Here is a 23064-nt window from a genome sequence, read left to right on the forward strand (position 1 = left end):
CATGCGAAGCGAGGAACGGTCATGACCACCACGGTCCAGGCGCCCACCTGGGTGCCGCAGCCCGGCCCGACGCCGTCGCAGGCGTCCGGCGAACCGCGCGGACGACGCCTGCTGTTCGGCTTCTGGGCCGTCGTGCTGGTGTCGTTCCTCGCGGTGTCACCGGGGAAGATGACGTTCGAGACCAAACTCGGCGTCGCCCTCGACCCCTGGCGTTTCATCGGCGACCTCGGTTCGCTGTGGAACGGCAACGTGGGCCTCGGCGGCATAGCCAACCAGTACGTCGGCTACGCCTTTCCGGCGCTGCCCTACTACGCGCTCATGGACCTGCTCCAGGTGCCGGTGTGGCTGGCCGAACGGCTCTGGCTGTCGATCATCGTGACCGCCGCCTTCTGGGGCGCGCTCAGGCTCGCCGAACGGCTGAGCGTGGGGACGCCCGCGTCCCGTGTCCTCGGTGCCGTCGTCTACGCGCTGTGGCCCACCTTCACGATCGTCATCGGATCGACCTCCGCCGCCGCGCTGCCCGGTGCCCTGCTGCCCTGGGTGCTGCTGCCGCTGACATCCGCGAAGTCGAGCCCCCGTACGGCCGCCGCGCGCTCGGCCCTGCTGATCCCCCTCATGGGCGGCGTGAACGCCGCCTCGACACTGGCGGCGCTGCTGCCCGTGGGCCTGTACCTGCTCAGCCGCCCGCCCGGCCGGCGCTGGCGGGCGCTGCTCGGCTGGTGGATACCGGGCGTCGTCCTGGCCACCGTGTGGTGGGTGGTGCCGCTGCTCCTGCTCGGCATGTACGGCGAGAACTTCATGCCGTACGTGGAGCAGGCCGACACCACCACCGCCACCATGTCCGCGACCGAGCTGCTGCGCGGCGCCGGCAACTGGGTGGCGTATCTGAACTTCGGTGAGGCGTGGCTGCCGGCCGGCTGGACCGTCGCGACCTCCGTCGTCACCGTTCTCGGTTCGGCGTTCGCCGCGGCGCTTGGGCTTGCGGGCCTGGCCCGGCGGGACCTGCCGGAGCGCCGCTGGCTGATGCTGACCGTCCTGGCCGTCGTCCTGGTCGCGCTCGCCGGGTACGGCGGAGCCTTCGGCGGTCCGCTTCATGGTGTCGTCCAGGACTGGCTGGACGGGCCGCTGAAGCCGTTCCGCAACATCTACAAGTTCCAGCCGGGCCTCGCCCTCGCGCTCGCCCTCGGACTGGCCCATCTGACAGCCGTGCTGTCCGAGAGCCGGGGGTCTCGCGCACTACGCGGTCGCCGCTGGGTACCCGCGACCGTGGCCGTGCTGGTCCTGCCGGGTCTGGCGCTGCCGTACGTCAACGGCTCGATCCTGCAGCCCGGGGCGTTCACCAGACTTCCCACCCACTGGGACGAGGCCGCCGACTGGCTCAAGGCCAACGCCCCGAACAGCCGGGCACTGGTCGTACCGGCGACGGCGCACGGCATCTACACCTGGGGATCCCCCATCGACCAGCCCTTCGACGTACTGGCCGAGACCCCCTGGGCGCAGCGTGACTTCGTCCCCTTCGGTACTCCCGGCGCACGTCGTATGACGGACGCCGTGGAGCAGGCGCTGCTGTCGGGCTCCGAGGTTCCGGGCCTTCAGCCGTACCTGGCACGGGCCGGTATGCACGAGGTGGTCGTCCGCAACGACCTCGACCCCGACCAGATCGGCTATGTCCCGCCGCAGACGGTGAAGCGGACCCTGGAGTCGTCCGGCTACCGCAAGGTCACCGGGTTCGGTCCGCTGGTGACCGGCGGTCGCATCGCCGCCGACACCCCGCTCCAGGTGCAGGGGCTCTACCCGCGGCTCCAGGCCGTGGAGATCTACGAGCCGCAGGACCGCGACGCGCGGCCCGACAGGGTCGGTCTCTCGGCCGTGGCCGACACGGCCGTGATCAGTGGCGGACCCGAGGCGCTGCTCCAGCTGTCCGCCGATCCCTCGATGACCGAGCGGCCGGCCGTACTGGCCGGCGACAGGCTTCCCGAGGGCCTCGTCGCACCGGTGAAGGCGGTCGCGGACGGGCTGCGTCGAGCCGACACCCGGTTCGGCCTGGTCAACAACAACACCTCGTACACGTACACCGCGAACGAGCGCAATCACTCCGGCAGCCTGCAGAACCCAGGTGAGAAGCCCAAGCAGATCCTGCCGTCGGAGGGCATCGATCATCAGACGACGGCGGTGCTGCGGGGCGCCGAGGCCGTGACGGCCTCCAGCAGTGGGAACTGGCTGTTCCACCTGCCGCAGTACGACCCGGTGAACGCCTTCGACGGCAACCCGGACACCGCGTGGGCCGAGGGCAGCCCGGGCGAGCCGGCCGGACAGTGGCTCAGGGTGGAGTTCTCCCGGCCGACCGCCGTCCCGGCCTCCATCCAACTCACGCCCCTGCCGGGCGACTCGATGCGCGCGGCGCCCACCCGGGTACGGATCGAGACCGACCGTGGTTCGGCCGACAGCCCCCTCCAGACGAACGGCCTGCCGCAGACCGTCAAGGCTCCTGCCGGCGAGGCCTCCTGGATGAAGATCACCATCGTCGCCGCGCAGCAGGCGCGCCCGGGCCTCTCCGGGGCCGGGTTCTCCGAGGTGTCGATCCCGGACGTGCAGGTGACGCGCATGCTGGCGCTGCCTGCCGACGCCGAGCGCACCGACGCGGCGGCGAGCGTGTACTCCCTCCACCGCGGCACCGACGCCGGCGGCCTGTCGCCCGTATCGGCCGAGGTGGGACTGCACCGGCGGTTCAGCACCGGGGAACCGGGCGAGTACGAGGTGTCGGCGCGAGCCGTCGCCGTGCCCGGAGCGGCGCTGGACGAACTGCTCGACCGCTCCGCCCCCGGATCGAAGAACCGGGTGACGGCCAAGGTGGACTCCATCAGCCCCAACGGCACACAACTCAGCGCCCGCAACCTGGTCGACGGTGATCTGACGACCGCGTGGATCGCGGGCGACCGGCCCGTCGTCCACTTGAGCTGGCCCAAGAAGAGGAAGATCGACGAGGTCATCCTCGCGCCGGCGGGCGGTGTGTCCACCCGGCCCGAGCAGGTGATGATCAGCTCGCCGCACGGCGCCGCGGTGGCCGACGTCGACGAGAACGGACGGGTCCGCTTCCCGGCGATCGAGACGAACCGGCTGGACATCACCATCAGCAGGGTCGCCCCGCTCACCGTCCACAACCCGGTGGCGAACGCGCAGTTGCAGCTGCCGGTCGGGCTGAGCGAGGTGCACGTTCCGGCACTCGCCGACCTGCGGGTGCCGCGCCCGAAGCCGTCCGCGCGCTTCTCGCTGCCGTGCGGTCAGGGCCCGGACCTCGCAGTGGGCGGTGTCCTGCACAAGACGAAGGCCTCCGGACTCGTCCGGGACCTCACCGAGCGGCGCCCCGTCACCGTCGCCCTCTGCGCGGGGGAGGAGAAGGACGGCACCCTGGAACTTCCGTCCGGCGACCACGAGGTGGAGGCGGGTGACGCGGGCCCGCTGGCGGTCACCGACGTCACGCTGACCCGGGGCACTCCGCGGGAACTGGCCGGAGCGGCGGGTCGCGAGGCCACCGTCACCCGGTGGACCGACGACAGCCGGACCGTCTCGGTGACGGCCGGCTCCGGGGAGGCCACGTACCTGCGGACGTACGAGAACGCCAACGACGGCTGGAAGGCCACCCTGAACGGCACGGAGCTGGAGCCGGTACGCCTCGACGGCTGGCAGCAGGCGTGGGTGATCCCGGACGGGGCGTCCGGCACGGTGACCATGGAGTTCGAGCCCTCCGGGCCGTACCGGACAGCCCTGATCGGCGGTGCGTTCGCGCTCGTCGCCCTGCTCGCCCTGGCCTTCGTGGGCCGTCGACGCCACGACGGTGGGACCGACGAGGAGCTGTCCGAACCGTCGCCCCCGGGGATGCTGCTCGGAACGCTGGCGCTGACCGCGGTCGTCGCGGTGGCGGCGGGGCCACTGGCCCTGATCGTGCCCGCACTCGCCGTGGCGGCACGGTTCCGGCCGGCCGTGCTGGTGCCGACCGCGGCGGCGGGGATGGCCGGAGCGGGCCTTGTCGCGGCCTTCGGCGCCGGAGAGCCGGTCGCCACTGGGGCGGGCGCGTTCAGCGGCTTGGCGCAGGTGCTCGCGCTGGTGGCCCTGTCCGCCGCGCTGGTGACGGCGGCCAGGCCGGCGGCTGTGGCCGCCGGGCGTGGGCGTGTCGACCCGGACGAAGGCGGCGACGCGGACGGGGCGGAAGCCGGACGGGTGGTCACGGCCAAGCCGCGCGGCACCAGCGCCGGCGACTGGCCCGAGCGGCCCCGTCGGCCGGAAGGCGGTGGACCCGCGTGATCGCGCCGGGGACCGCCGTCGGCAGGGTCCTGATCCCCTTTCCGACCGTCGACGAGGTGTCGCGGCACTGCCTCAGCGACGACGAACCGGAGAGCGTGCACATCGAGGTCCACCTGCCCGGACGGGTGGACCCCGCACGGCTGCGGGCCGCGTTCCGGCGGGCTCTGCTGACGCACCCCAGGGTGTTGATGCGGGAGGTGCCCGGCCGTCGGCACCGGCGGTCCTTCGCGTGGGAGGTGACCGGCGAACCGGACAGTGACCCGGTGAGCTTCGCGGGCCGGGGAGCCGACGCGTTGGCCAGGGTCCGGGCCCGCGCGCTGAGCGCTTGCCCGCCGCTCACCCTGTCGCCGCCGATGCGCCTGGAAGTCGTCGAGGTGGACGGCGGGAAGGTCGCCCCGGAGTCTTCGAGCGTGGCTTCCGGGACCGCGACCGAGACCGGGACCGTGCTGCTGCTGACGATGCATCACACGGCTCTCGACGCGCCGTCGGGGCTGCGAGTGCTCGCCACGACCGCCGAACAGTACGGTGGCGTGGACGCCCTCCCGGTCACCGGGCGGGTCCGGCCGGGGAGCTCGGGTCCGGCTCCGAGCGGGACCGGCCGCGCCGTACGTGCGCGCCCCGTACGCGTCGCACCGGACTCCCGCCCCGAGGCGGTACGTGCCCGCGCCGTGGGCAACGGCATGCTGCAGGCGGACCTGCCCGTTCCGCGGCGTGTGGCGCGGACCGGAGGCCTCCCGCCCTGGACCGTCAACGACCAACTCCTGGTCGCCGCGTCACTGATGGTGGGCCGCTGGAACGTCTCGCAGGGCCGGCCGGCCGGTCCGGTACGGATCACGATGCCCGTCGACGACCGGCCGCGCGGCACGGAGATGCCGATGGGCAACGGAACCCGGCTCGTCGAGGTGGCCATGACCTCCGAGGACCCGCGCGACAAGGACCTCCTGCTCGGTGAGCGGCCGGACCCGGCGGCCGTGGCCCGGTTGCTGCGCACCACTGCTCGGCGCACCCGCGCGCTGAAGTCGGCCCAGGGCGCCCCCATGGGAGCCGGGGCGAGTCTGCTGACTGCACCGCTGCTCCCGGTCGGCATCCGGGGCGTGCTCACCCGTGGCGCACGGCGGGCGGCGGGGCCCTGGACGTCGACGGCACTGGTCACCAACATCGGACGCGTGCCGTACGCGCTGGACTTCGGCGACGCCGGCCGGGCGACGGCCGTGTGGTTCTCCGCACCGGCGCGGATGCCGCGCGGGCTGAGCCTGGCGGCGGCTTCCACCGGCGGGCGACTGCATGTGACGCTGCGCTGGTCGCGGGCGCTGCTCGGTGAGGCGGCCGGTGCGGACCTGGTGGGTTTGTTCGAGGAGTCGCTCTCGACTACGTCTCTCACCTCGACCGGGGCGCATGCTCCAGGGGCGGGGCCGGGAGCCGGAATCCGGAAGGTGGACGCCACCGCCACGGACGCCGAGGCGTCTTCGGCCCGGGATCACGCACGGGGCCCGGGCGGGCCGTACCACCGCGACACACCGCGTCCGGACCCGACACCGGGTGGAGCCCGTTCCACCCAGGACAACCACAAGAGGCCGTCATGACCCTCTCCGCCAGCGGCTCCACAGGAACCGGGAAGTCGCCCGAGGCGGCGGTGACTTCGCCGAGCCGGCCGGTTCCCGGGCTGCGGGACTTCTACGAGAACCCCACCGTTCCCGTCGCCTCCGGGGAAGCCCGTACGCTGCGCCAGGCCCGGATGCTGGCCGATGCGCTCGGCCCCGTCGGGCCCGGCCGCCCGGCCGCGACCGTGCTCGACGTCGGCTGCGGGGACGGCTCGGCGGGCGCGACCGCCGCCCGCGTCCTGGCCGGGCACCACGTCGTGGGGATCGACTGGTCGCAGGACGCGCTGCGCCGGGCGGCGCCGCGCCTGAACCAGGTCGTCCGCGGCGAACTGACCGGCAGTGGGCTGCCGTTCGCCTCCGGCAGTGCCGACGCCGTGCTGTTCAGCGAGGTCGTCGAGCACCTCGTCGACCCCGACAGTGCCCTCGACGAACTGCGCAGGGTGCTGCGCCGCGGTGGGCATCTGATGCTCTCGACGCCGAACCTCGCCGCCTGGTACAACCGCGCTCTGCTGCTCGCCGGAGTCCAGCCGGTGTTCTCCGAGGTGAGTCTGCGCCGCATCCACGGCAGACCGGGCAGGGAGGTGGTGGGCCATCTGAGGCTGTACACGGCCCGCGCGCTGCGCGAGTTCGTGGCGGCGTCCGGGTTCGAGGTGGTGGCGGTCGCCGGTGCGCCGTACCACGGAGTGCCGCGTCCGCTCCGCCCGCTGGACCGCCTGGCCTGCGGGGTGCCGTCCCTCGCCTCCATCCTCCTCGTGCATGCGAGAAAGGTGTAGCCCGTGGTGTGGGGTGTGACCGCCGCGCTGGTGGCGAACGTCCTGTACAGCACCGGCTTCGTCCTGGAGAAGCGGGCGCTGGCCAGCATGCCGCCGCTGAGCGCCGCACAGCCGGGCCGGGCCCTGATCCTGCTGGCCCGCAGGCCCTTGTGGATCTGTGGGGCCATGGCGCTGGCCCTGGGGTTCGCCGCGCAGCTGGCCGTCTACCGCACCCTGCCGATCGCCGCCGCCCAAGGCCTGTTCCTGTCCGGGCTTGTCCTCCTGCTGGTGCTCTCGTCGGTGGTGCTCGGTGAGCGCCCCTCCGGCCGTGAGCGACGCGCGGTGGCCGTCATCGGCCTGGCGCTGGTGATGGTGGTGGCTTCGCTGTACGGGACCAGCGAGGAGATCAGCCGCAGCGCGCCCACGGGCATCCTGCTGGCACTGTGCGTGCCGACCCTCGCGGCCGGGCTGCTGCTCTACTCGGCCGCGGAGCGGCGCGCCCGCCGGCGCCATCGGCAGCCGACCACAGGAGTGGCCTACGCGGTCGCGGTCGGTCTGATCTACGGCGTCAGCTCGCTCGCCATCAAGGGCGTCTCCGGCCATCTGGACACCTCGGACCTCCTGGGCTCCGTGCCCGCCCTGCTCGCCTCCCCGTACCCGTACCTCCTCCTGCTGACCGGGGTCAGCGGACTGGTGCTGTCGCAGACCGCGCTCCAGCGTTGCCGGGCCTCACTGATCGTCCCAGTGTGCTCGACGGTGGCCTGCGTGTTCACCATCGTGAGCGGCACGATCGCGTTCGCCGAGCCGCTGCCCGAGGACTCGTTGCGGCTGTTACTGCGTCTCGGCGGCACCGTGCTCGCACTGACGGTCCTGCTCACCCTGCCACGACACGACGCGGACACCCCCACTTCCGAAGGAACCCGGCCATGAAGCCTGACAACCCGCTGCTGAAGATCCTCGCCTGCCCGCTCGACAAGGGGCCGCTGATCCTCGACGAGATCGGGGGCGCCCTCTACAACCCGCGCCTGCGCCGCCGCTATCCGATCGTCGACGGCATTCCGCAACTGCTCCCTTCCTCCGGAGTGCCGGACACCGATGAGGAACCGGCCGCCGAGGAGGAGCACGACGCGTCAGCCGGCCGGGACCGCGCTTAGGCCCCAACTGGCCGGTACGAGAAAGCTGATCCTGATCGGGGCGCTCCTTGCGAACCGGAGGTTCCCCTCGCACCGTCGAGTCCCGGGAGTCAGGGGATGGTGGTGACCCCGGTGGAGAATGAGCCGAGATCACGCGCAGCTACGCTGGGGTTGTCCTAACGGAGGTTGGCGGACACGAACAAGGACAACCCGGAGCGTCAGGTTCGCTTGTCGTTCCTCGGGTAGCGGTTACTGCGGACTCGGACTGTAGGCGCGACGTCCGGCCGTACCATGTGACGGTCCTGTGCCGGCCTCGCGCGCGGATCGCGGGGCGGAGTGAATCAGCCAGGTGATTCGGTCCCTGCCGGTGGGGGCGGCCCATGGGGGAGAATGGTCGGCGATGACCGTCACCATTTCCACCGGTTCGGCCGCCCTTCCGGATCCCGAGTCGGACGGATTCGGCCCCTTCGCTCACCTCACCGTGCCGAACACCCCGCTCTATCGCGGGGTGATGCGGGTGTTCCTGGTGGCGAAAGAGCGGTTCGCGGTCCATCTGCGTCCTGAGGAAGTGCACGCCACGCTGCCGGCGGCCATTCGCCCCGCTGAGCTGGAGGCGGTCGTCGCCGCGCTCGACAAGCTCGTCGGCTGGGGCAACCTGCGGGCCGATCCGGACACCGCGCGGGTCACCGCCGTCGAGGACTTCTACCGGAAGCGGTTCATCTACCAGCTCACACGCGAGGGGGAGGCGGCCGAGGCGGCGCTGTCCGCCTACCACGAGGCGCTCGGCCGTCGTGGCGCTCTGCAGGCCGTCGCGCTGCACGACATCGTCACCCAGCTGCGCGCACTCCTCGTGCTGGCCGCCGAGGACGAGCCCGACCCGGCCAAGACACACCTGGCGCTCGACACCCTGGCCAACCGCTTCGCCGCGCTCGCCGACAACGCCCGGGCCTTCATGGGATCGCTCCAGCGGACCATGGACCTGCACGACGTCGAGGAAGAGGTCTTCCTCGCGTACAAGGACCGGCTCATCCAGTACCTGGAGCGGTTCATCCAGGACCTGATCACGTTGGGCGGGCGGATCGCCCGGTTGATCCTGGAGCTGGAGGAGGATGGAAGGGCGGAGTCCCTGCTGCGGGCGGCCGCCGGGCGGGAGGCCGCCGACGCTTCGCCGGAGGAGGCCGAGAGTGCGGAGCGTGCGGTGTACGAGCGGTGGGCCGCACGCTGGGCGGGGCTCGGCGCGTGGTTCATCAGCAGGGACGGGCGCGAGTCGCAGGCCCGGCTTCTGCGTGGCCGGGCGCTCGGTGCGATCCCGCAGCTCCTGGCCGTCGTACGGGCGCTGAACGAGCGCCGGTCGGGGCGCTCGGACCGGTCCGCCGACTTCCGGACGCTGGCCCTCTGGTTCGCCGAGGCGGCCGACGACGACGCCCGGCACCGACTGTGGCGGGCGGCCTTCGGCCTCTATTCGGCCCGGCATCTCACCGTCGACGCCGACACACTCACCGCCCGCGCGGCGCGGTCCGTCCCGGCTGCCACTCCGTGGGCCGAGGCGGAGCCGCTACGCATCAGCCCCCAGCTGCGCCGCACCGGGAGTTACGAGCGGCGCGGGAAGCCCCGTAAGGTCGAGGACCGGGAGGAGCGGCGGCGTGCTCTCGCCGAGACGGCCGCCAAGCAGGCCGCGGAGACTGCGGCCGCCCGCGCCCGGCTCGTCACCGACGGCGTCACACGCCTGTCCGAACTCGGCGAGCTCGACTCGGCCTCCTTCGGTCTGTTCCTCCAGCTACTCGGGGACGCGCTGGCCACTTGGCGACCCGGGATGAGGCACACCGTGGCCACCAGCAACGACGGCTCCATGGAGATCAGGCTCACCGCGCTCACCGACGGCACCACCGCCGAGATCCGCACGCCCGGCGGGGTCTTCAGCGGTCCGGACCACCTCGTCGAGATCGTGGACCTGACGGACGGAGACGAGCCGATGGACGGAGACCCCCACCGATGACCGGACCGCTCGCTGAGGTGCTGGACGGTCAGCACGCCGCCGACCTGCGCAAGGCAGCGCGCGCCCTGCTGAAGCACCCCCTCCTCCTCGCACGCGGCCAGCACGCGGACGAGTTCCGTCTCGTCCGCCGGCACGCGACCGAGCTCAGGGAGTGGTTCGACCGCAACACGGGCTGGTCCCTCCAGGCGGACGCCGAGACGGCGCGGCTGCGCAAGATCCCCGGCGTCCTCACCGACCCCACGCACCCGGCCAGGGACGCGAGCCGGGGCGCCGCCCCGTTCACCCGCCGCCGTTACGTCCTGTTCTGCCTCGCACTCGCCGCTCTCGAACGCGGCGAGGCCCAGATCGCACTCGGGCGGCTCGCCAACCAGATCGTCCTCGACGCCGCTGATCCCCGACTCGCCGCAGCGGGTCTCGAGTTCGCCCTGGAGCGCCGGGACGAGCGTCTCGACCTCGCCGCCGTCGTACGGCTTCTGCTCGACCTCGGAGTGCTGCGGCGCGTCGCGGGCGAGGAGGAGGCGTACGTCAGCGGGGTGGGCGACGTCCTGTATGACGTGGAAAGGCGGGTCCTGGCCGGCCTTCTCGCCACTCGGCGTGGCCCCTCCACCGTGCGGGCGGACGACCTTGAGGACCGGCTCGACGAGCTCGTCGCGGAAACGGCCCTGGACAGCGACGAGCTGCGCTTCCGCGCCATGCGCCGCTCGCTCACCCGCAGGCTGCTCGACGATCCGGTGCTCTACTACGACGACCTGACCGACGCCGAGCTCGGCTACCTCACCCGGCAGCGCGGCTTTCTCACCGCCCGGATCACCGAGCTGACGGGACTCGTCGCCGAGGTGCGGGCCGAGGGGATCGCCATGGTCGACCCCGACGACGACCTGACCGACCTCCGCATGCCCGAACAGGGCACCCACGGCCACATCACCCTGCTCCTGGCCGAGCATCTCGCCGGTGCCGACGGGCCGGTCGCCCTCGGCGCACTGGCCCTCCGCGTCCGCGAACTCGCGGCCGAGCACGGGGGCTTCTGGTCGAAGTCCGCCCGGGAGCCGGGCATGGAGACGGAGCTCGTCGAACAGGCCGTCGCCCGGCTCACCGCGCTCGGCCTGGTCTCCCGTACCCCGGACGCGGTTCTGGCCCGCCCCGCCCTCGCCCGGTACGCGGTCGGCAAGACCGTCATCCGCGAGCCCGGTTCCGCCTCCGTGCCCCCGCAGCGAAAGGCCACCCAGTGACCCGCCTCCCCACCCCGCGGCGTTCCCGCTGGCAGCCCCTGCGCGTCGGGCTCGTCGACCTGTTCCACTACGATGTGGAGGAGTTCCACTTCCGGGACGGGCGCCTGCTGCTGCGCGGCAACAACGGCACCGGCAAGTCCAAGGTGCTTGCCCTGACGCTGCCGTTCCTGCTCGACGGCGACCTCAGCCCGCGCCGCGTCGAACCCGACGGCGACCCCGGCAAGCGGATGGAGTGGAACCTGCTCCTCGGCGGCGAGCACCCGCACTCCGAACGGCTCGGCTATACGTGGATCGAGTTCGGCAGGCTCGACGACACGACCGGCGAGCAGCACTTCCGTACCCTGCTGTGCGGGCTCAAGGCCGTCAGCGGGAGGGGTATCGCCCGCCACTGGTACGCCGTCACCAGCCAACGCGTCGACCACGGCTCCACCGAGCGCAAGGACGACACCTTCCGGCTGCTGGACGGCACCGGCACGGCCCTGTCCCGAGACCGGCTCGCCGAAGCGGTAGCCGCCCACGGCATGGTGTACGACCAGGCCAAGGCGTACCGCCGAGCCGTCGACGAAGCACTCTTCGGCCTCGGAGACCAGCGGTACGCCGCCTTGGTCGACCTGCTCATCCAGCTGCGTCAGCCCCAGCTCTCCAAGCGGCCCAACGAAGCGGCCCTCTCCCGCGCTCTCACCGAGGCCCTGCCGCCCATGGACCAGGCCGTCATCGCCGACATGGCCGAGGCGTTCCGCTCTCTCGACGAGGAGAAGGATGAGCTGGCCGCCGCCTCCGCCGCCGAGCGGGCCGCCTCCGCCTTCCTGGAGCACTACCGGCGCTATGCCCGCATCGCCACCCGCCGCCGGGCACGGCTTCCGCGTGCGGAGCACTCCCGTTACGAGCGCGTGCAACGGGATCTGGCCGAGGCACAGGAGCGGCGCAGGCGCGCCGAGGAGAAGCGGGAGGCGGCCGGGGAGGAGATCGGCTCCCTGGCGGAGACCGCGGAACGCCTGCGGGCCCAGGAGAAGGCCCTGCGCGAGGCGCCCGAGATGCGCGATGCGCGCGAACTGGAACACGCCGCGCTGGCCGTGACACGAACGGCGCAGGCCGCGGACCGGGCCCGGGAGGACCGGGAGCAGGCCACCGCCCTCCACACCAAGGCGCTCGGGCGGCTCGGCGCCGCCGAGAACCGGCTCCGTGCCGCGCGGCTCAGGGTCCAGGAGACCTTCGCTCAGGCATGGGAGCATGCCACCGCCGCGCACGTGGCGCTGCCCAGGAACGACCGGCTGCCCGAGCCAGAACTGCGGCGCGCCGCCGAGGACGCCGCGGACCGCGCCAAGCGCTCCCTCGCCCACGTCGACGGCCTCCTCGAAGCAGCTGAGATGGCCACCGCCGCGCACCGCCGGGCGTCGGGCCGTCTCGACGAGGCGGAGACCGACCTTGCCTCGGCCACCGCATCGTACGGTGCGGCGGAGGAGGGCGTCGCGCGGGCCGGACAGGTCCTCCTGGACGACGTACGCGAATGCTCCCGGGACTGGACGGAACTGGCCTTCCCCGACGAGACCGGCCTCCTTGACGAACTTCAGGAATGGACCCGCCACCTCGACGGCCCCTACCCGGCACGCGTCCACGCGGCCAGGGCGCACACCGTCCGCTCTGCGGACCTCGCCGACCGGGCGGCCGAAACCGCTCGCCGGGCCTCGGCGCTGGCGGAGCGCACCGACGAGGCGCGGCGGGAACTCGCCGCGTTGGAGGCCGGTGGCGGACGGGAACCGCAGCCCCCCGCCACCCGCACCCCAGGCCTTCGCGAACAGCTTCCGGGCGCCCCGCTGTGGCGCCTGGTCGACTTCCGTGACGACCTGCCCGAACCCGAGCGTGCGGGGCTCGAAGCGGCGCTGGAGGCATCCGGCCTCCTCGACGCCTGGGTGCTACCCGACGGCTCCGCCCTCGCCGTCGACGGGCACGACGTCCTGCTCTCCCCGTCGCACGGACCGGTGAGCGGCCCCTCGCTGGCCGACGTGATGCGCCCGGACGTGGACCACGGCGACGGACGAGCCGCCTCGCCGGACGAAGCGACGGTGACCCGTATGCTCGCCGCCATCGGCCTGGGCAGCGGGGGAGGAGCCGGGACCTGGGTGGCGGCGGACGGCCGCTTCCGTGTCGGCGCGCTCGCCGGCACCTGGGCCAAGCCCGCCGCCGCGTACATCGGCGAAGGCGCGCGCGAGGCGGCGCGGAGGGCCAGGATCGCCGCGCTCGGCATCGAACTCGGTTCTCTGCGCGAGGAGTCGGAAGCCGCTGCGGCCCGATCCGAAGCGATCGCGGCCCGCCGTCGCACGGTCGACGCCGAACTCGCCTCCGTACCCGACGAGTCGCCGCTCACTCGGGCACACGCGCTCGTGAGCGCCGCCGCTGACACCGTACGGAAGGCCCGCCTGCGGTGCGAGAAGCGAGCCGCCGACGTGACCGAGGCGGCCGGGCGAGCCGAGCACGCCGCCACCGACCTCACCGAGACCGCCACCGATCTGGGGCTGCCCGCCGACCGGGCCGGACTCACCGGCGTACACCACGCCCTCGGCTCCCTCGCCGCAACGCTGGCAGCACTGTGGCCCGCGGTACGCGAACAGGGCGAGGCCGCGCGCCAGGTGGACGACGAGCACGCCGAGGCGGCGGACGCGCAGCGGCGGGCCGGCGAGCTCGCCCAGCGCGCCGAAGACGCGGAGCGTGAAGCGGCGGCGGCGGACGAGCGCCACCTGACCCTGCGCTCCACCGTCGGGGCGGCCGTCGCCGAACTCGAACGGCGACTCGCCGAGACCGTCGAGGCACAGCGGATCTGCGAGGCGGACCAGAAGACCGCCCGACGGCGTCACGCGGAGGCGGACCGGGAGGCCGGCCGGGCCGAGGGGCGGATCGAGCAGTTGGAGCAGGACCTCACGGAGGCCGTGGCCGCCCGGGCGGATGCCGTCACCGCACTCCAGCGCTTCACCGCCACCGGCCTGGCCGCGGTCGCGCTGCCCGAACTCGCGATCCCCGCCGTGGACGCCGGCCCTTGGGCCGCCACCCCGGCCATCGCGCTCGCCCGTGCCATCGAGACCGGTCTCTCGTCGGTCGACGACACCGACGCGGCCTGGGAACGCGTCCAACGCCGGCTCAGCGAAGAGCTCAAGACCCTGCAGGACACCCTGTCCCGGCACGGGCACAGCGCCTCCGCCCGCATGGTCGAAGACGGCATGGTCGTCGACATCGTCTACCAGGGCCGCGACCGTGCCGTACCCGAACTCGCCGCAGCGCTCGCCGAGGAGGTCGGTGAGCTGACCCGCATCCTGTCCGCGCACGAACGGGAGATCCTCGAAACCCACCTGATCACCGAGGTCGCGGGCACCCTCCAGGAACTGATCGCCGCCGCCGAACGTCAGGTGCGGGACATGAACACCGAGCTGGAGGACCGCCCCACCTCCACCGGTATGAGACTCCGGCTGGTGTGGCGGCCCTCGCGCAAGGCCCCGCCCGGGCTCGCCCAGGCCCGCGAGCGGTTGCGGCAGTCCGCCGACGCGTGGAGCGCCGAGGACCGCACGGCGGTCGGCGAGTTCCTCCAGGTCCAGATCGCCCGCCAGCATTCCGGCGACGGCACGGGCAGCTGGCTCGAACACCTCACGGCCGCCCTCGACTACCGCTCCTGGCACGAGTTCGGCGTCGAACGGCACCAGCACGGGCGGTGGGTCTCGGCCACCGGCCCCGCCTCCGGCGGCGAACGCGTCCTCGCCGTCTCCGTGCCCCTGTTCGCCGCCGCCTCCTCGCACTACGCCAGCGCGGGCAGCCCGCACGCCCCCCGCCTGGTCACACTGGACGAGGCGTTCGCGGGTGTGGACGACGACTCGCGCGCCAAGTGCCTCGGCCTGCTGAGCGCCTTCGACCTCGACGTGGTGATGACCAGTGAACGGGAATGGGCCTGCTACCCGCAGGTCCCCGGCGTCGCCATCGCCCAGCTGTCCCGGATCGACGACGTGGCAGCGGTCCTCGTCACCCGCTGGGAGTGGGACGGTACGAGACGGCAGCGCCGCGACGACCCCGTGCGGCATCCGGTACCGGACGCGGCGGGCGGGTCGGAACGGGAACCGCAGTGGACCTGACGCACGGGCACGCGGCGCCTGGCGCCGCACCGGAGCGGGGCGCACGCGCGAAGGTCGACCTCCCCCGACTGCGCCGCCTGCTGGGTGTGCCGGAACTCGAGTGGCTCGTCGAGCGGGTACGCGGCCGACTCGTGGCCGGGCAGCCCCTGACGGGTGCCGTCTCCCTGGCCACGCCCACCCCGGGCCAGCGATCCGCGGTCGAACGGCTGCTGGCCAGAGCCCCCGGTGGTGGCCGTTCCCTCACCGTACGGCTGGAAGCGGTCGACGCCGTACTGCGCCGGTCGGGCATCAGCCCCGACGGCCTCGCCGCCGCTGTCACGGCGCTCATCGGCCCCGTCACCCCGCTCGCCCAGGCTAAAGCAGAGGAGGAAGCTGCCTGGGATCGGGCGTACACACCCCTCGACTCACTCGTACGGGAACGGCCCGAGTTGGCCGCCTGGGCCGCCAGGGTGCGGGCCGACGGCCTCGCCCGGCGCCTGGGCCGTACCCCCCACTCCGTACACACCCTGCTCACGGCAGTCTCCGCCGCGCTTCGTGAACTTCCGGCCGACCCCGCCGTCTCGCTGTCCGCGTTCGCCGCCCGCGTCCTCGGCTCGGCCCACGCTCTGGACGACGGCACCCCCGAGGCCACCCTCACACTCTCCGGGATCCGCGCGCTGACCGGGTTCGCCGACGGAAGCGGCGCCGAGTGGCGGCGGGACGCCTGGGCATCGGGAGGTCTGCTGAGGGACGAACTGTCCTCGACGGTGCTCTCCCTGAACCTGCGAGGGACCCCCGCCCTCGACTGGTTGGCCGACGAGGGCGAACCGACCGTCCTGACGCTTCGCCAGCTCATCCGTCGGCCACCCTCCGTCGCCGCTCCCGTGGTATGGATCTGTGAGAATCCGACCGTCCTCGCCGCGGCGGCGGACGCCCTCGGCCCCGCTTGCCCGCCCCTGATCTGTCTCCAGGGCCAGCCCTCGGCCGCCGCACTCGCTCTTCTGCGCCACCTGCACGGCAACGGCTCGGCCTTCCGGTATCACGGCGACTTCGACTGGGGCGGGCTCCGGATCGCCGGCGCCCTGCTGCGCCGCGTCCCGTGGCGTCCCTGGCGGTACACCGCTACCGACTATCGCAGGGCCCTGGCTGTGAGTGACCCGGAGTTCCCGCCGCGACCTCTCACAGGCGTGCCGACCCGGACGCCGTGGGACCCGGACCTCGCCGAGGCCCTCGCGGAAGCAGGCATACGGGTCGAGGAGGAGCGAGAGCTGGACCTCTTGTTGTCCGACCTGAGGGGACCGTCTCTGCACGCTTAGGTCTCATGTTCAGACATTGTCTCAATTGTTGATCGGGTCGGAGAAACAGCCATGGTCGCGCTAGAGTGATCCACGACCCGATGAACGACACGTACGGAGGTCGGGGCTATGCCACCTCGCAGGAAGCGGGCCACGATCGCCCGGTCTACTCGCCGCCCCTACGTGGATGACGTCACGTGGGACAGCGCCGACGACATCGCCGCAAGCGATGCCCTGACCGTCGGCCACCTGCTCACCGTCCTCCTGGACCGGTATGCCGCCGGCGTCGTCGATGTTCCCCTTCCGAAGGAGGAGGTTCGCGCGGGCGGGCGCAGCGGTCACCTCGCCGCCATCGGAGACGTCGCATGGGCCCGCGCCGACGAGCGCCGGGAACGGGAGGGAATCCAGTCCATGAGCGTCCTGTGCGAGCTGCTGCTGCGTGAGACCGTGGCCGGACGCGTTTCGGCCGGACTCGACGCCGCGCCACGCGCTCGGCAGCAGACCGAAGCTCGTGAGGAAGCCGCGGGCGTCGACACTGCGTCCCTGTTCCACTCTGCCGCCTGAGACCGTACGGAGTCCGCCATGACCGAGCGTGCCGCAGAGCCCACCGGCCCCCTCATCCCCATGCCCGAGAAGACCCCGGCCGCGCTCCGCGTCGCCGTCGGACGCCTGGACCCGGGTGCCCTCGCCGTGTTCGACCAGCAGTGGGATACGGCGATGCGCCAGGCCCGCGATGAGTACACCCTCACGCCGCCCCGTGCATTTGTCGAGCACTGGTGGTCATGGGTCGGGGTCGCACGCTACCCGCAGCGCCTGGCCCGATTCCGTGAGTGCGAGCGCATCGTCAGCGAGTCGGACGACCGCGCCGAGCGCCGCGCCGCCGCGACCGAGCTGGCGTCTATTCTCGCCGAGGCTGTCGCCGCGTGAGCGACTGGACCTGGGAGTACGAACCGGACGCCGAGAACGTTGTCGGCGGCCTGGACATGGCTCAGCGGCTGGCGGTCGAGGCGATCGCGCAGCGGATCGCCGATGCCGTGGGAGTCCGCCGCATCGGCAAACCCTTCGACATCACCGAGTCAGCATCCGGCGTCAGGACGTTCGCCGAGGGGGCCGTGATGGTCTGGTATCAGGAGGACTATCGCGACGATGTCGTCCTGATCCTCCGCGCACAGCACTTCGGGGCGCTGCACCACGACACCTGACCCCGCACAGAGTGACGCCGCCAGGCACAGTCTCGCCTGCCCGCCGGACGGTACGGCGTACGCTGAGGGTTGTCCTGGCGGAGGTCGGCGGACACGAACAAGGACAACCCGGAGCGCCAGGTTCGATTCTCGTTTCTCGGATAGCCCGGATCGAGGCTAGACGGCCTGTGTGCAGTGATGGATCCTGCGTGAATGTGGAGACGTCAGAGGGATGTAAGGGTTCAGAACCCTGAAGTCGCGAAGCGGATGAGGAAGTTCTTCAGGAAACGCGGTATCACTCGCCTTGATCCTGAGAGCGTAGCCCGCAAGTACGGGATGTTCTTTACGCGGGGAGACGGTCTATGGGGGCCATGGCAGCCACCAGGCGGAGGGGAGCGGTATTCCGTACACGTCTCCTCCCGGCAAGGAGAAGACCTTGCTGCCGTTACTAAGCGAGTGACGCTGATATCCGACACGTTGCTCATGTCTCATAGCCCCGGTGCTGGTCTTCATGAGATCGGAACAAGGAACTTAGTGGCTATGAGTGATGTTGACAGCGATGAGAACTATCGCTCCATTACGTACGGGATGCACTGCCCGGATCTCGCGTCCCTGGGAAGGTGGATTCTTGACGCGGAGGGGCTGCTTCGCATGGGCCTTACGGCGTACCTACCTACAATTTCCACTCTTTCGATCGTCAACGGTGAGCGGATAGAGCCTCCACACGCGCAGTCGTCGGCTGCCGATTACCTTTTGCGGGATGGCAGACTGGTCGAGGTTTCACAGACACGGCCAGAGATGAACCGGATGGTCCGCCCAATTGTCGCCATGGACATCCCCTTCATTGAAGGGGTTTCTCTGGGGGAATTTAGCAAGATTACGGAGGGTGAGTTCAACTCATTTCGCGGGTTTCGTACGTTTCTGCGTCGCGAGTTCAATGCGCTGGATGAGGCTGTGGATGCGGAGCAGATGGACCGTGCTATGCGGGATGTGGGTTTTGAGATTGAGGAGGGGGTCCGCGAGCTGGAATCCACCATGCGCGTGTTGAGTCGACAACGCGCCTTTGCTACAACGGGGGCCGTGGTGGCAGGTGTGACGGTGGTCCTGGCCGCGGTGTACGGGGCCGTCTTCAAAGAGTATGTGACTGGGCTTGTGGGTGGGGCTGGTGGAGGTGCCGTGGGCTGGGCGCAGGCAATGCTTGCTGACAAGTCAAAGGGCCCGGTGAAAGACAACAAGTGGTACTACGTGTGGTGCCTACAGAGGCAGAGCGAACGGCGGCTCTGACCGAAATCACGTGCACACGCTTCGTCAGTTTAGGGAATCAGCGGTTGATCTGGTTCATTAGTTCGCGGTTGGCCGCCCGTGCCGCGGTGAGGTCCTCGTCGCGTTCGGCAAGTTCCGTGCGGAGGTCGAGGCTCTGCTGTTCCAACTCGGTGACCCGGCGGGTGAGCGTTTCGACGTCTGCCGGGGCGCCGAGGCCGGAGGCTTCCCAGGCCGCCTGCCCCAGGGCCTCGGAGAGGCGTCGTTCGAGCCGGGTGATGTGTGCGGACAGGCGGCTGTTGCGGGCCGTGAGGTTCGCGACGTCGGCCAGCAGTGACTGGCGGCTGACCTGCGTGCCGGCCGTTGTGCCGGGCGGGGGCTCGGCCGCGCGGGCGAGAACGGCCGTGTGCAGGTCGTTGTGGCGGTGGATCAGGCTGCGGTGAACGCCGGCCGCGCGGGCGACCGCGGAGACGCTGATCTCCTCGCCGTCGGCGGCGAGCTGGTCCAGGGCTTTCAGGACGCGGGACTTGCGGCGTTCGGAGTCCGCGGCCCGTGCCTTGGCCAGGTGGTCCGGTGATGTCGTCATGCGTCGCGCTCCAGTCGCAGGTTCGGCTCCGGGGCCCGGATGCCGGGCATGCCGAGGGATACCGTGCGGGTCTTGCGCAGGGTCCGGGTGGCCTCCTTGATCTGTTCGCGTTCGTCGTCGGTGAGCCTTTCGAGGTCGGTCTCGACGCGGCGGATCAGGGTGCGGATGCGCTTGATCTCCTCTTCGGACGGGGTCGATTCGGTGCGGGCCCAGTCGTCCAACTCGGTCGCGGCTGTGAGTCGTTCACGGTCTCTCAGCAGCGTGTCGAGGTAGGCCCGAAGCTCAGGCAAGTACGACGGGTCGGTGCGGAAGTGATCGCAGCCGACGCAGCGGAACCGGAACGGGCAGCCGTGGCCGCCGGCCTTGACGTTCGTCGGCTCGACGCAGATGCCATAGGGGACGGATACCTGGCCGATCCGCACGCGGGCGTGTTCGTGCTCCAGGAGCTGGCGGGCCTCGGTCCAGATTCGGTTTCCGTGCCGGTCGAACTGGTGCGAGACGAGCTTGTCGACCGCGGCCCGGGTCCGCTTCTCCGTCACCCGATAGTAGGTTTGTGTAGTTTGCAACGATCTGTGCCCCATCAGCTCGCGGAGCACGTCGGGCAAGGTGCCGGCGTCCGCGTGACGCTGGGCGTAGGAGTGCCGGTAGGAGTATGGGGCGACGTCGAGCTTGGGGAATTCGGTGCCGTCGGCCAGCAGCAGCGGCGGCATGGCGTTGACCCATCGGCGGTGGACGTTGCCGATGTGGCTGATCCGGTAGGACTGGGTGCCGCCGGAGTTCTGTCGGGGCCGAGGGAAGAGGACGAGCTCGGTCAGCTCGGTGTCGGGGAAGCGGGCTCGCATGGCCTTCTTCTGCTCGACGATGATCTGGGCGGTGGAGTCCGGGATCGGCAGGCGACAGCCGGTGCGGTTGTTCTTGAAGTCGGTGTAGACGAGTACGGACTTGCCGTGCTCGTCGGTCTCCAGGCAGTCCCAGGGCAGGCACCCGATCTCGTCCGGGCGTCGCCCGGTGTCGATGAGGACCTCGATGGCATGGCGCATGTCCGCGGTGTCGTCGCGGACCTGGTCGAGGGCGGGCAGGCGTTCGCAGAGCTGGGTGAGGATCTCCCGCGGCAGGGCCCGGCCTGGTCCCTCCTGTGTGATGACCGGCGGCATGTCGTGCCTGCGCAGGGCGAAGTCGTCGGGCAGTTCGGCGAGGATCTCGCCGGGGCGGGTCAGGCCCATGTCGCGGATCTCGCGCAAGAACCGGCCGGTGAAGCGGCAGACCGTCGTGTGCCGGAAGGTGCTGATCTCGCCGGTGTGCTTCAGCTGCGCGACGTACTGGGTGAACGCCTCGATGTCGCGGCGGCCGAGCGCGGCCATGTTCTCCCCGCGGTCCTCGCGGGAGCGGACCAGGCTCTTCGAGAGGAAGCGAACGCAGAGGATCATCTCGGAGAGGCTGTTGGGGATGTTCTTGCCGTAGCGGCGGGGGATCTCGTCCAGCACCCAGGTCTTGCAGGCCCGGCGCATCCACTCCTGGTGCAGCGGCGTGAAGTCCAGCTTCCGCCACTGGCCCAAGCCGAAGACGCCCATGTTCCAGACGTCCTTGATCTGCTCCAGCTCCGGGGTGGAGACGGCCGCGGCGAGCATGCGGCGCATGCCGTTGGCCATGCCGGCGATGTGGGTGTTCGGAGTGATCTCGACGTCGTCGAACTGCGGCACCTGCTGTTCGCGCAGGCGCTGGACCAGGGCCCGCAGAAGGATGGGCGGGCTCTTGATCTCGGCGTCCGTGCGGGCCTGGAGCCCGTAGAGGACCTCGGCGGTCACCAGGGCCGGCAGTCCGCGAAGGCTCACCGCGGTGGTCTCGGAAGAGCCTGGCTCGGTGCGGCACCACTGCTCGAAGTCGGCGCCGCGGGGCTGTGCCTCCTTCCACCGCACCCAGTGCGGTGGGCAGCACAGGTTCGAGCCGTTCGCCCGGTGCCGGTGGCAGGCATCCACCGAGCACAGGCCGTGCCCCGGGAGCGGCCGGACACGCGGATGCGCGAGGAACTCCGCCAGCGGCGGGCGCCCCAGCTTCACGAACAGCTCGCGGTGCCGCATGCACATCTGCGTCCTCGACGACGTCCAAGGGCGCTGGCACTTGGGGACGCCGCAGCCGCCCGAGGTGTTGCTGACCTGCTTCGGCTCGGTGGCCAGGTACTCCTCCGGCGTCTTGCCGCTCCGCTTCCAGCTGCTGCGGCAGCCCGAGCACAGACCCAGTTCCGTCTTGCGGGCGGCGGCCCAACAGCCTTGGCGGGCGCAGATGTTCATGCCGAGGAAGGGGTGGTCCGGTGATGGCCGCAGGACCTGGGACGTCTCGTCCCAGTTCAGCATCTCCAGCGTCTCGGGGCGGATCAGCTCGCGCAGCCGCTGGGCGCGGGCGGGCAGCAGATCCGATCCCGGGGCGGGCACCAGTTGCAGGGGCGAGGTCATCCGTTCCTCCTCGGGGCGAGTGCACCCACCCGCTCGACGGCGGCCCGCAGCCGCTGCGGGTCGGGATGCAGGTAGACCTGCGAACTGGCTGGGCTGGCATGGCCGAGCAGGTCGGCGATCTCGTCCAGGACGGCGCCGGCGTCTGCGGCGTTGCTGGCGAACCCGTGCCGCAGAGCGTGGGGATGGACGCCTTCGGGCAGCCCCGCCCGGCGCGACAGCCGGTCGAACAGGTCATTCAAGGCAGCGGGCGGCATCGGCGCCCCGAGCGGCTGCCGGAACAGGTTCACCAGGACGAAGTCGCTGTCGCGGGCCTCGCGGCAGGCGTCCCGTTCGACGGCGTACTGGTCGTAAGCCTGCACGAGCAGGAAGTCGACGGGGATCGCGCGCGAACGCTTCGACTTCGCCCAGGCGCCGTTGTCGTTGTCGCGGCGCACCACGTGCAGGTGGGAGCCGGGAATCCGGCAGCCCAGCCCGCTGGCGTCCAGGACGAAGTGGATGTCCTCCCGGCGCAGGCCCACGGCCTCGCTGCGGCGCAGCCCGGCCCTGGCCAGCAGCAGCACGATGAACCGGTCCCGGGCGTTGCGGCAGGCCCGCAGCAGGGCCAGGACCTCCTCGTCCGTGGCGCGGCCGACCGGCTCGTCCGGCTCGGCGGCCCGGTGCCGTGCCTTGGCGAAGTAGCGCAGGCCGCTGCCCTCGCCGCGGGCCTCGGGCGGCAGGTCCCGGGTGTCGGCGATCTCGTAGAGCTGGGACAGCACGAACATCGGCACCGTGCCCAACGTCGTGCCGTGCGCGAGGAATTCGCGAACCCCGGCGAGCACCGTGTTGATCCGGCGCGGCCCGCGTACCGGCTCGCTGCCCGGCCCGGCCACCACCTCGCCGCCGTCACCCAGCGAGTGCCGCAGCCAGAACATGAAGCTGCCCAGACGGCCCGCAGCCGTCGTCCAGTCCCGTCCGGTGAGCCGGCACCAGGTCAGGTAGAGCGCGACCGCCCCGGCGTACGTCCGCGTCGTCGACTCCGCCTGATCACGACCGAACCGTACGTGCCGCAAGAACTCATCCGCCGCCGGTACGGGCTCCAGGCGGTCCTCGTCCAACACGGTCCAGTACCGCTGCCCCGACGGCATGACCACACGAAAGGGCCGGAGGCTTCCGGAGAACTCATGAATCACGCGCCTTCAACGACAACTG

General features: G+C 71.5%; 16 protein-coding genes. 13 read left to right on the top strand and 3 right to left on the bottom strand.

The genetic code is table 11. The features are described from left to right. Positions 1-21: 21 nt before the first annotated feature. The 13 genes from IEZ01_RS20195 (at position 22) to IEZ01_RS20255 (ending at position 18864) form a co-directional block, all read left to right on the top strand. The gene (locus tag IEZ01_RS20195) at positions 22-4302 is read left to right on the top strand and encodes an alpha-(1->3)-arabinofuranosyltransferase domain-containing protein (protein ID WP_189202954.1); all 4281 of its coding nucleotides are present in this window, start codon (positions 22-24) and stop codon (positions 4300-4302) included. Then, positions 4299-5885: a condensation protein gene (locus tag IEZ01_RS20200; RefSeq protein WP_189202956.1), complete on the top strand. Its 1587-nt coding sequence runs from the start codon at positions 4299-4301 to the stop codon at positions 5883-5885. Before IEZ01_RS20195 ends, IEZ01_RS20200 begins: the two co-directional genes overlap by 4 nt. Continuing rightward, complete coding sequence (locus IEZ01_RS20205) at positions 5882-6676, top strand: class I SAM-dependent methyltransferase (protein ID WP_229833085.1); 795 nt, start codon at positions 5882-5884, stop codon at positions 6674-6676. Before IEZ01_RS20200 ends, IEZ01_RS20205 begins: the two co-directional genes overlap by 4 nt. A gap of 3 nt (positions 6677-6679) precedes the next feature. After that, positions 6680-7585 (top strand): DMT family transporter, encoded by a 906-nt coding sequence (locus tag IEZ01_RS20210; protein ID WP_229833087.1) that lies wholly within the window; start codon positions 6680-6682, stop codon positions 7583-7585. Next, complete coding sequence (locus IEZ01_RS20215) at positions 7582-7809, top strand: Trm112 family protein (RefSeq protein ID WP_019884409.1); 228 nt, start codon at positions 7582-7584, stop codon at positions 7807-7809. Before IEZ01_RS20210 ends, IEZ01_RS20215 begins: the two co-directional genes overlap by 4 nt. 379 nt (positions 7810-8188) lie before the next feature. Further along, positions 8189-9784 carry a TIGR02677 family protein gene (locus IEZ01_RS20220; protein WP_189202958.1) on the top strand — a complete coding sequence of 532 codons (1596 nt, stop codon included), beginning with the start codon at positions 8189-8191 and terminating at the stop codon, positions 9782-9784. After that, a complete protein-coding gene (locus IEZ01_RS20225; protein WP_019884403.1) occupies positions 9781-11013 on the top strand; it encodes a TIGR02678 family protein in 1233 nt (410 codons plus the stop codon). Before IEZ01_RS20220 ends, IEZ01_RS20225 begins: the two co-directional genes overlap by 4 nt. Continuing rightward, entirely contained in the window at positions 11010-15125 is a 4116-nt protein-coding gene (locus IEZ01_RS20230) for a TIGR02680 family protein (RefSeq protein ID WP_189202960.1), read from the top strand. The genes IEZ01_RS20225 and IEZ01_RS20230 overlap by 4 nt, the downstream gene beginning before the upstream one ends. Beyond that, positions 15116-16420 carry a TIGR02679 family protein gene (locus IEZ01_RS20235; RefSeq protein ID WP_189202962.1) on the top strand — a complete coding sequence of 435 codons (1305 nt, stop codon included), beginning with the start codon at positions 15116-15118 and terminating at the stop codon, positions 16418-16420. The genes IEZ01_RS20230 and IEZ01_RS20235 overlap by 10 nt, the downstream gene beginning before the upstream one ends. A 108-nt stretch (positions 16421-16528) precedes the next feature. Then, positions 16529-16963 carry a hypothetical protein gene (locus IEZ01_RS20240; protein WP_229833088.1) on the top strand — a complete coding sequence of 145 codons (435 nt, stop codon included), beginning with the start codon at positions 16529-16531 and terminating at the stop codon, positions 16961-16963. Between the two features lie 18 nt (positions 16964-16981). Then, a complete protein-coding gene (locus tag IEZ01_RS20245) occupies positions 16982-17326 on the top strand; it encodes a DUF6247 family protein (RefSeq protein WP_019884399.1) in 345 nt (114 codons plus the stop codon). Beyond that, positions 17323-17601, top strand: a complete 279-nt coding sequence (locus IEZ01_RS20250; RefSeq protein WP_019884397.1) for a hypothetical protein — start codon at positions 17323-17325, stop codon at positions 17599-17601. Before IEZ01_RS20245 ends, IEZ01_RS20250 begins: the two co-directional genes overlap by 4 nt. A 192-nt stretch (positions 17602-17793) precedes the next feature. Further along, positions 17794-18864, top strand: a complete 1071-nt coding sequence (locus tag IEZ01_RS20255; protein ID WP_189202964.1) for a hypothetical protein — start codon at positions 17794-17796, stop codon at positions 18862-18864. 37 nt (positions 18865-18901) lie between these two features. Here IEZ01_RS20255 and IEZ01_RS20260 read toward each other — a convergent pair whose 3' ends face one another. From IEZ01_RS20260 to IEZ01_RS20270, 3 genes are read right to left on the bottom strand one after another with little or no spacing between them, the layout of a single operon-like run. Beyond that, on the bottom strand, positions 18902-19426 hold the full coding sequence (locus tag IEZ01_RS20260; RefSeq protein WP_189202966.1) for a DUF6262 family protein: 525 nt from the start codon (positions 19424-19426) through the stop codon (positions 18902-18904). Then, entirely contained in the window at positions 19423-21876 is a 2454-nt protein-coding gene (locus tag IEZ01_RS20265; RefSeq protein WP_189202968.1) for a site-specific integrase, read from the bottom strand. Before IEZ01_RS20265 ends, IEZ01_RS20260 begins: the two co-directional genes overlap by 4 nt. Next, complete coding sequence (locus IEZ01_RS20270) at positions 21873-23000, bottom strand: tyrosine-type recombinase/integrase (protein ID WP_189202970.1); 1128 nt, start codon at positions 22998-23000, stop codon at positions 21873-21875. Before IEZ01_RS20270 ends, IEZ01_RS20265 begins: the two co-directional genes overlap by 4 nt. Positions 23001-23064 lie beyond the last annotated feature (64 nt).

Origin of the sequence: Streptomyces purpureus, assembly GCF_014648195.1 — a bacterium.
Classification (GTDB): Bacteria; Actinomycetota; Actinomycetes; order Streptomycetales; family Streptomycetaceae; genus Streptomyces; species Streptomyces purpureus.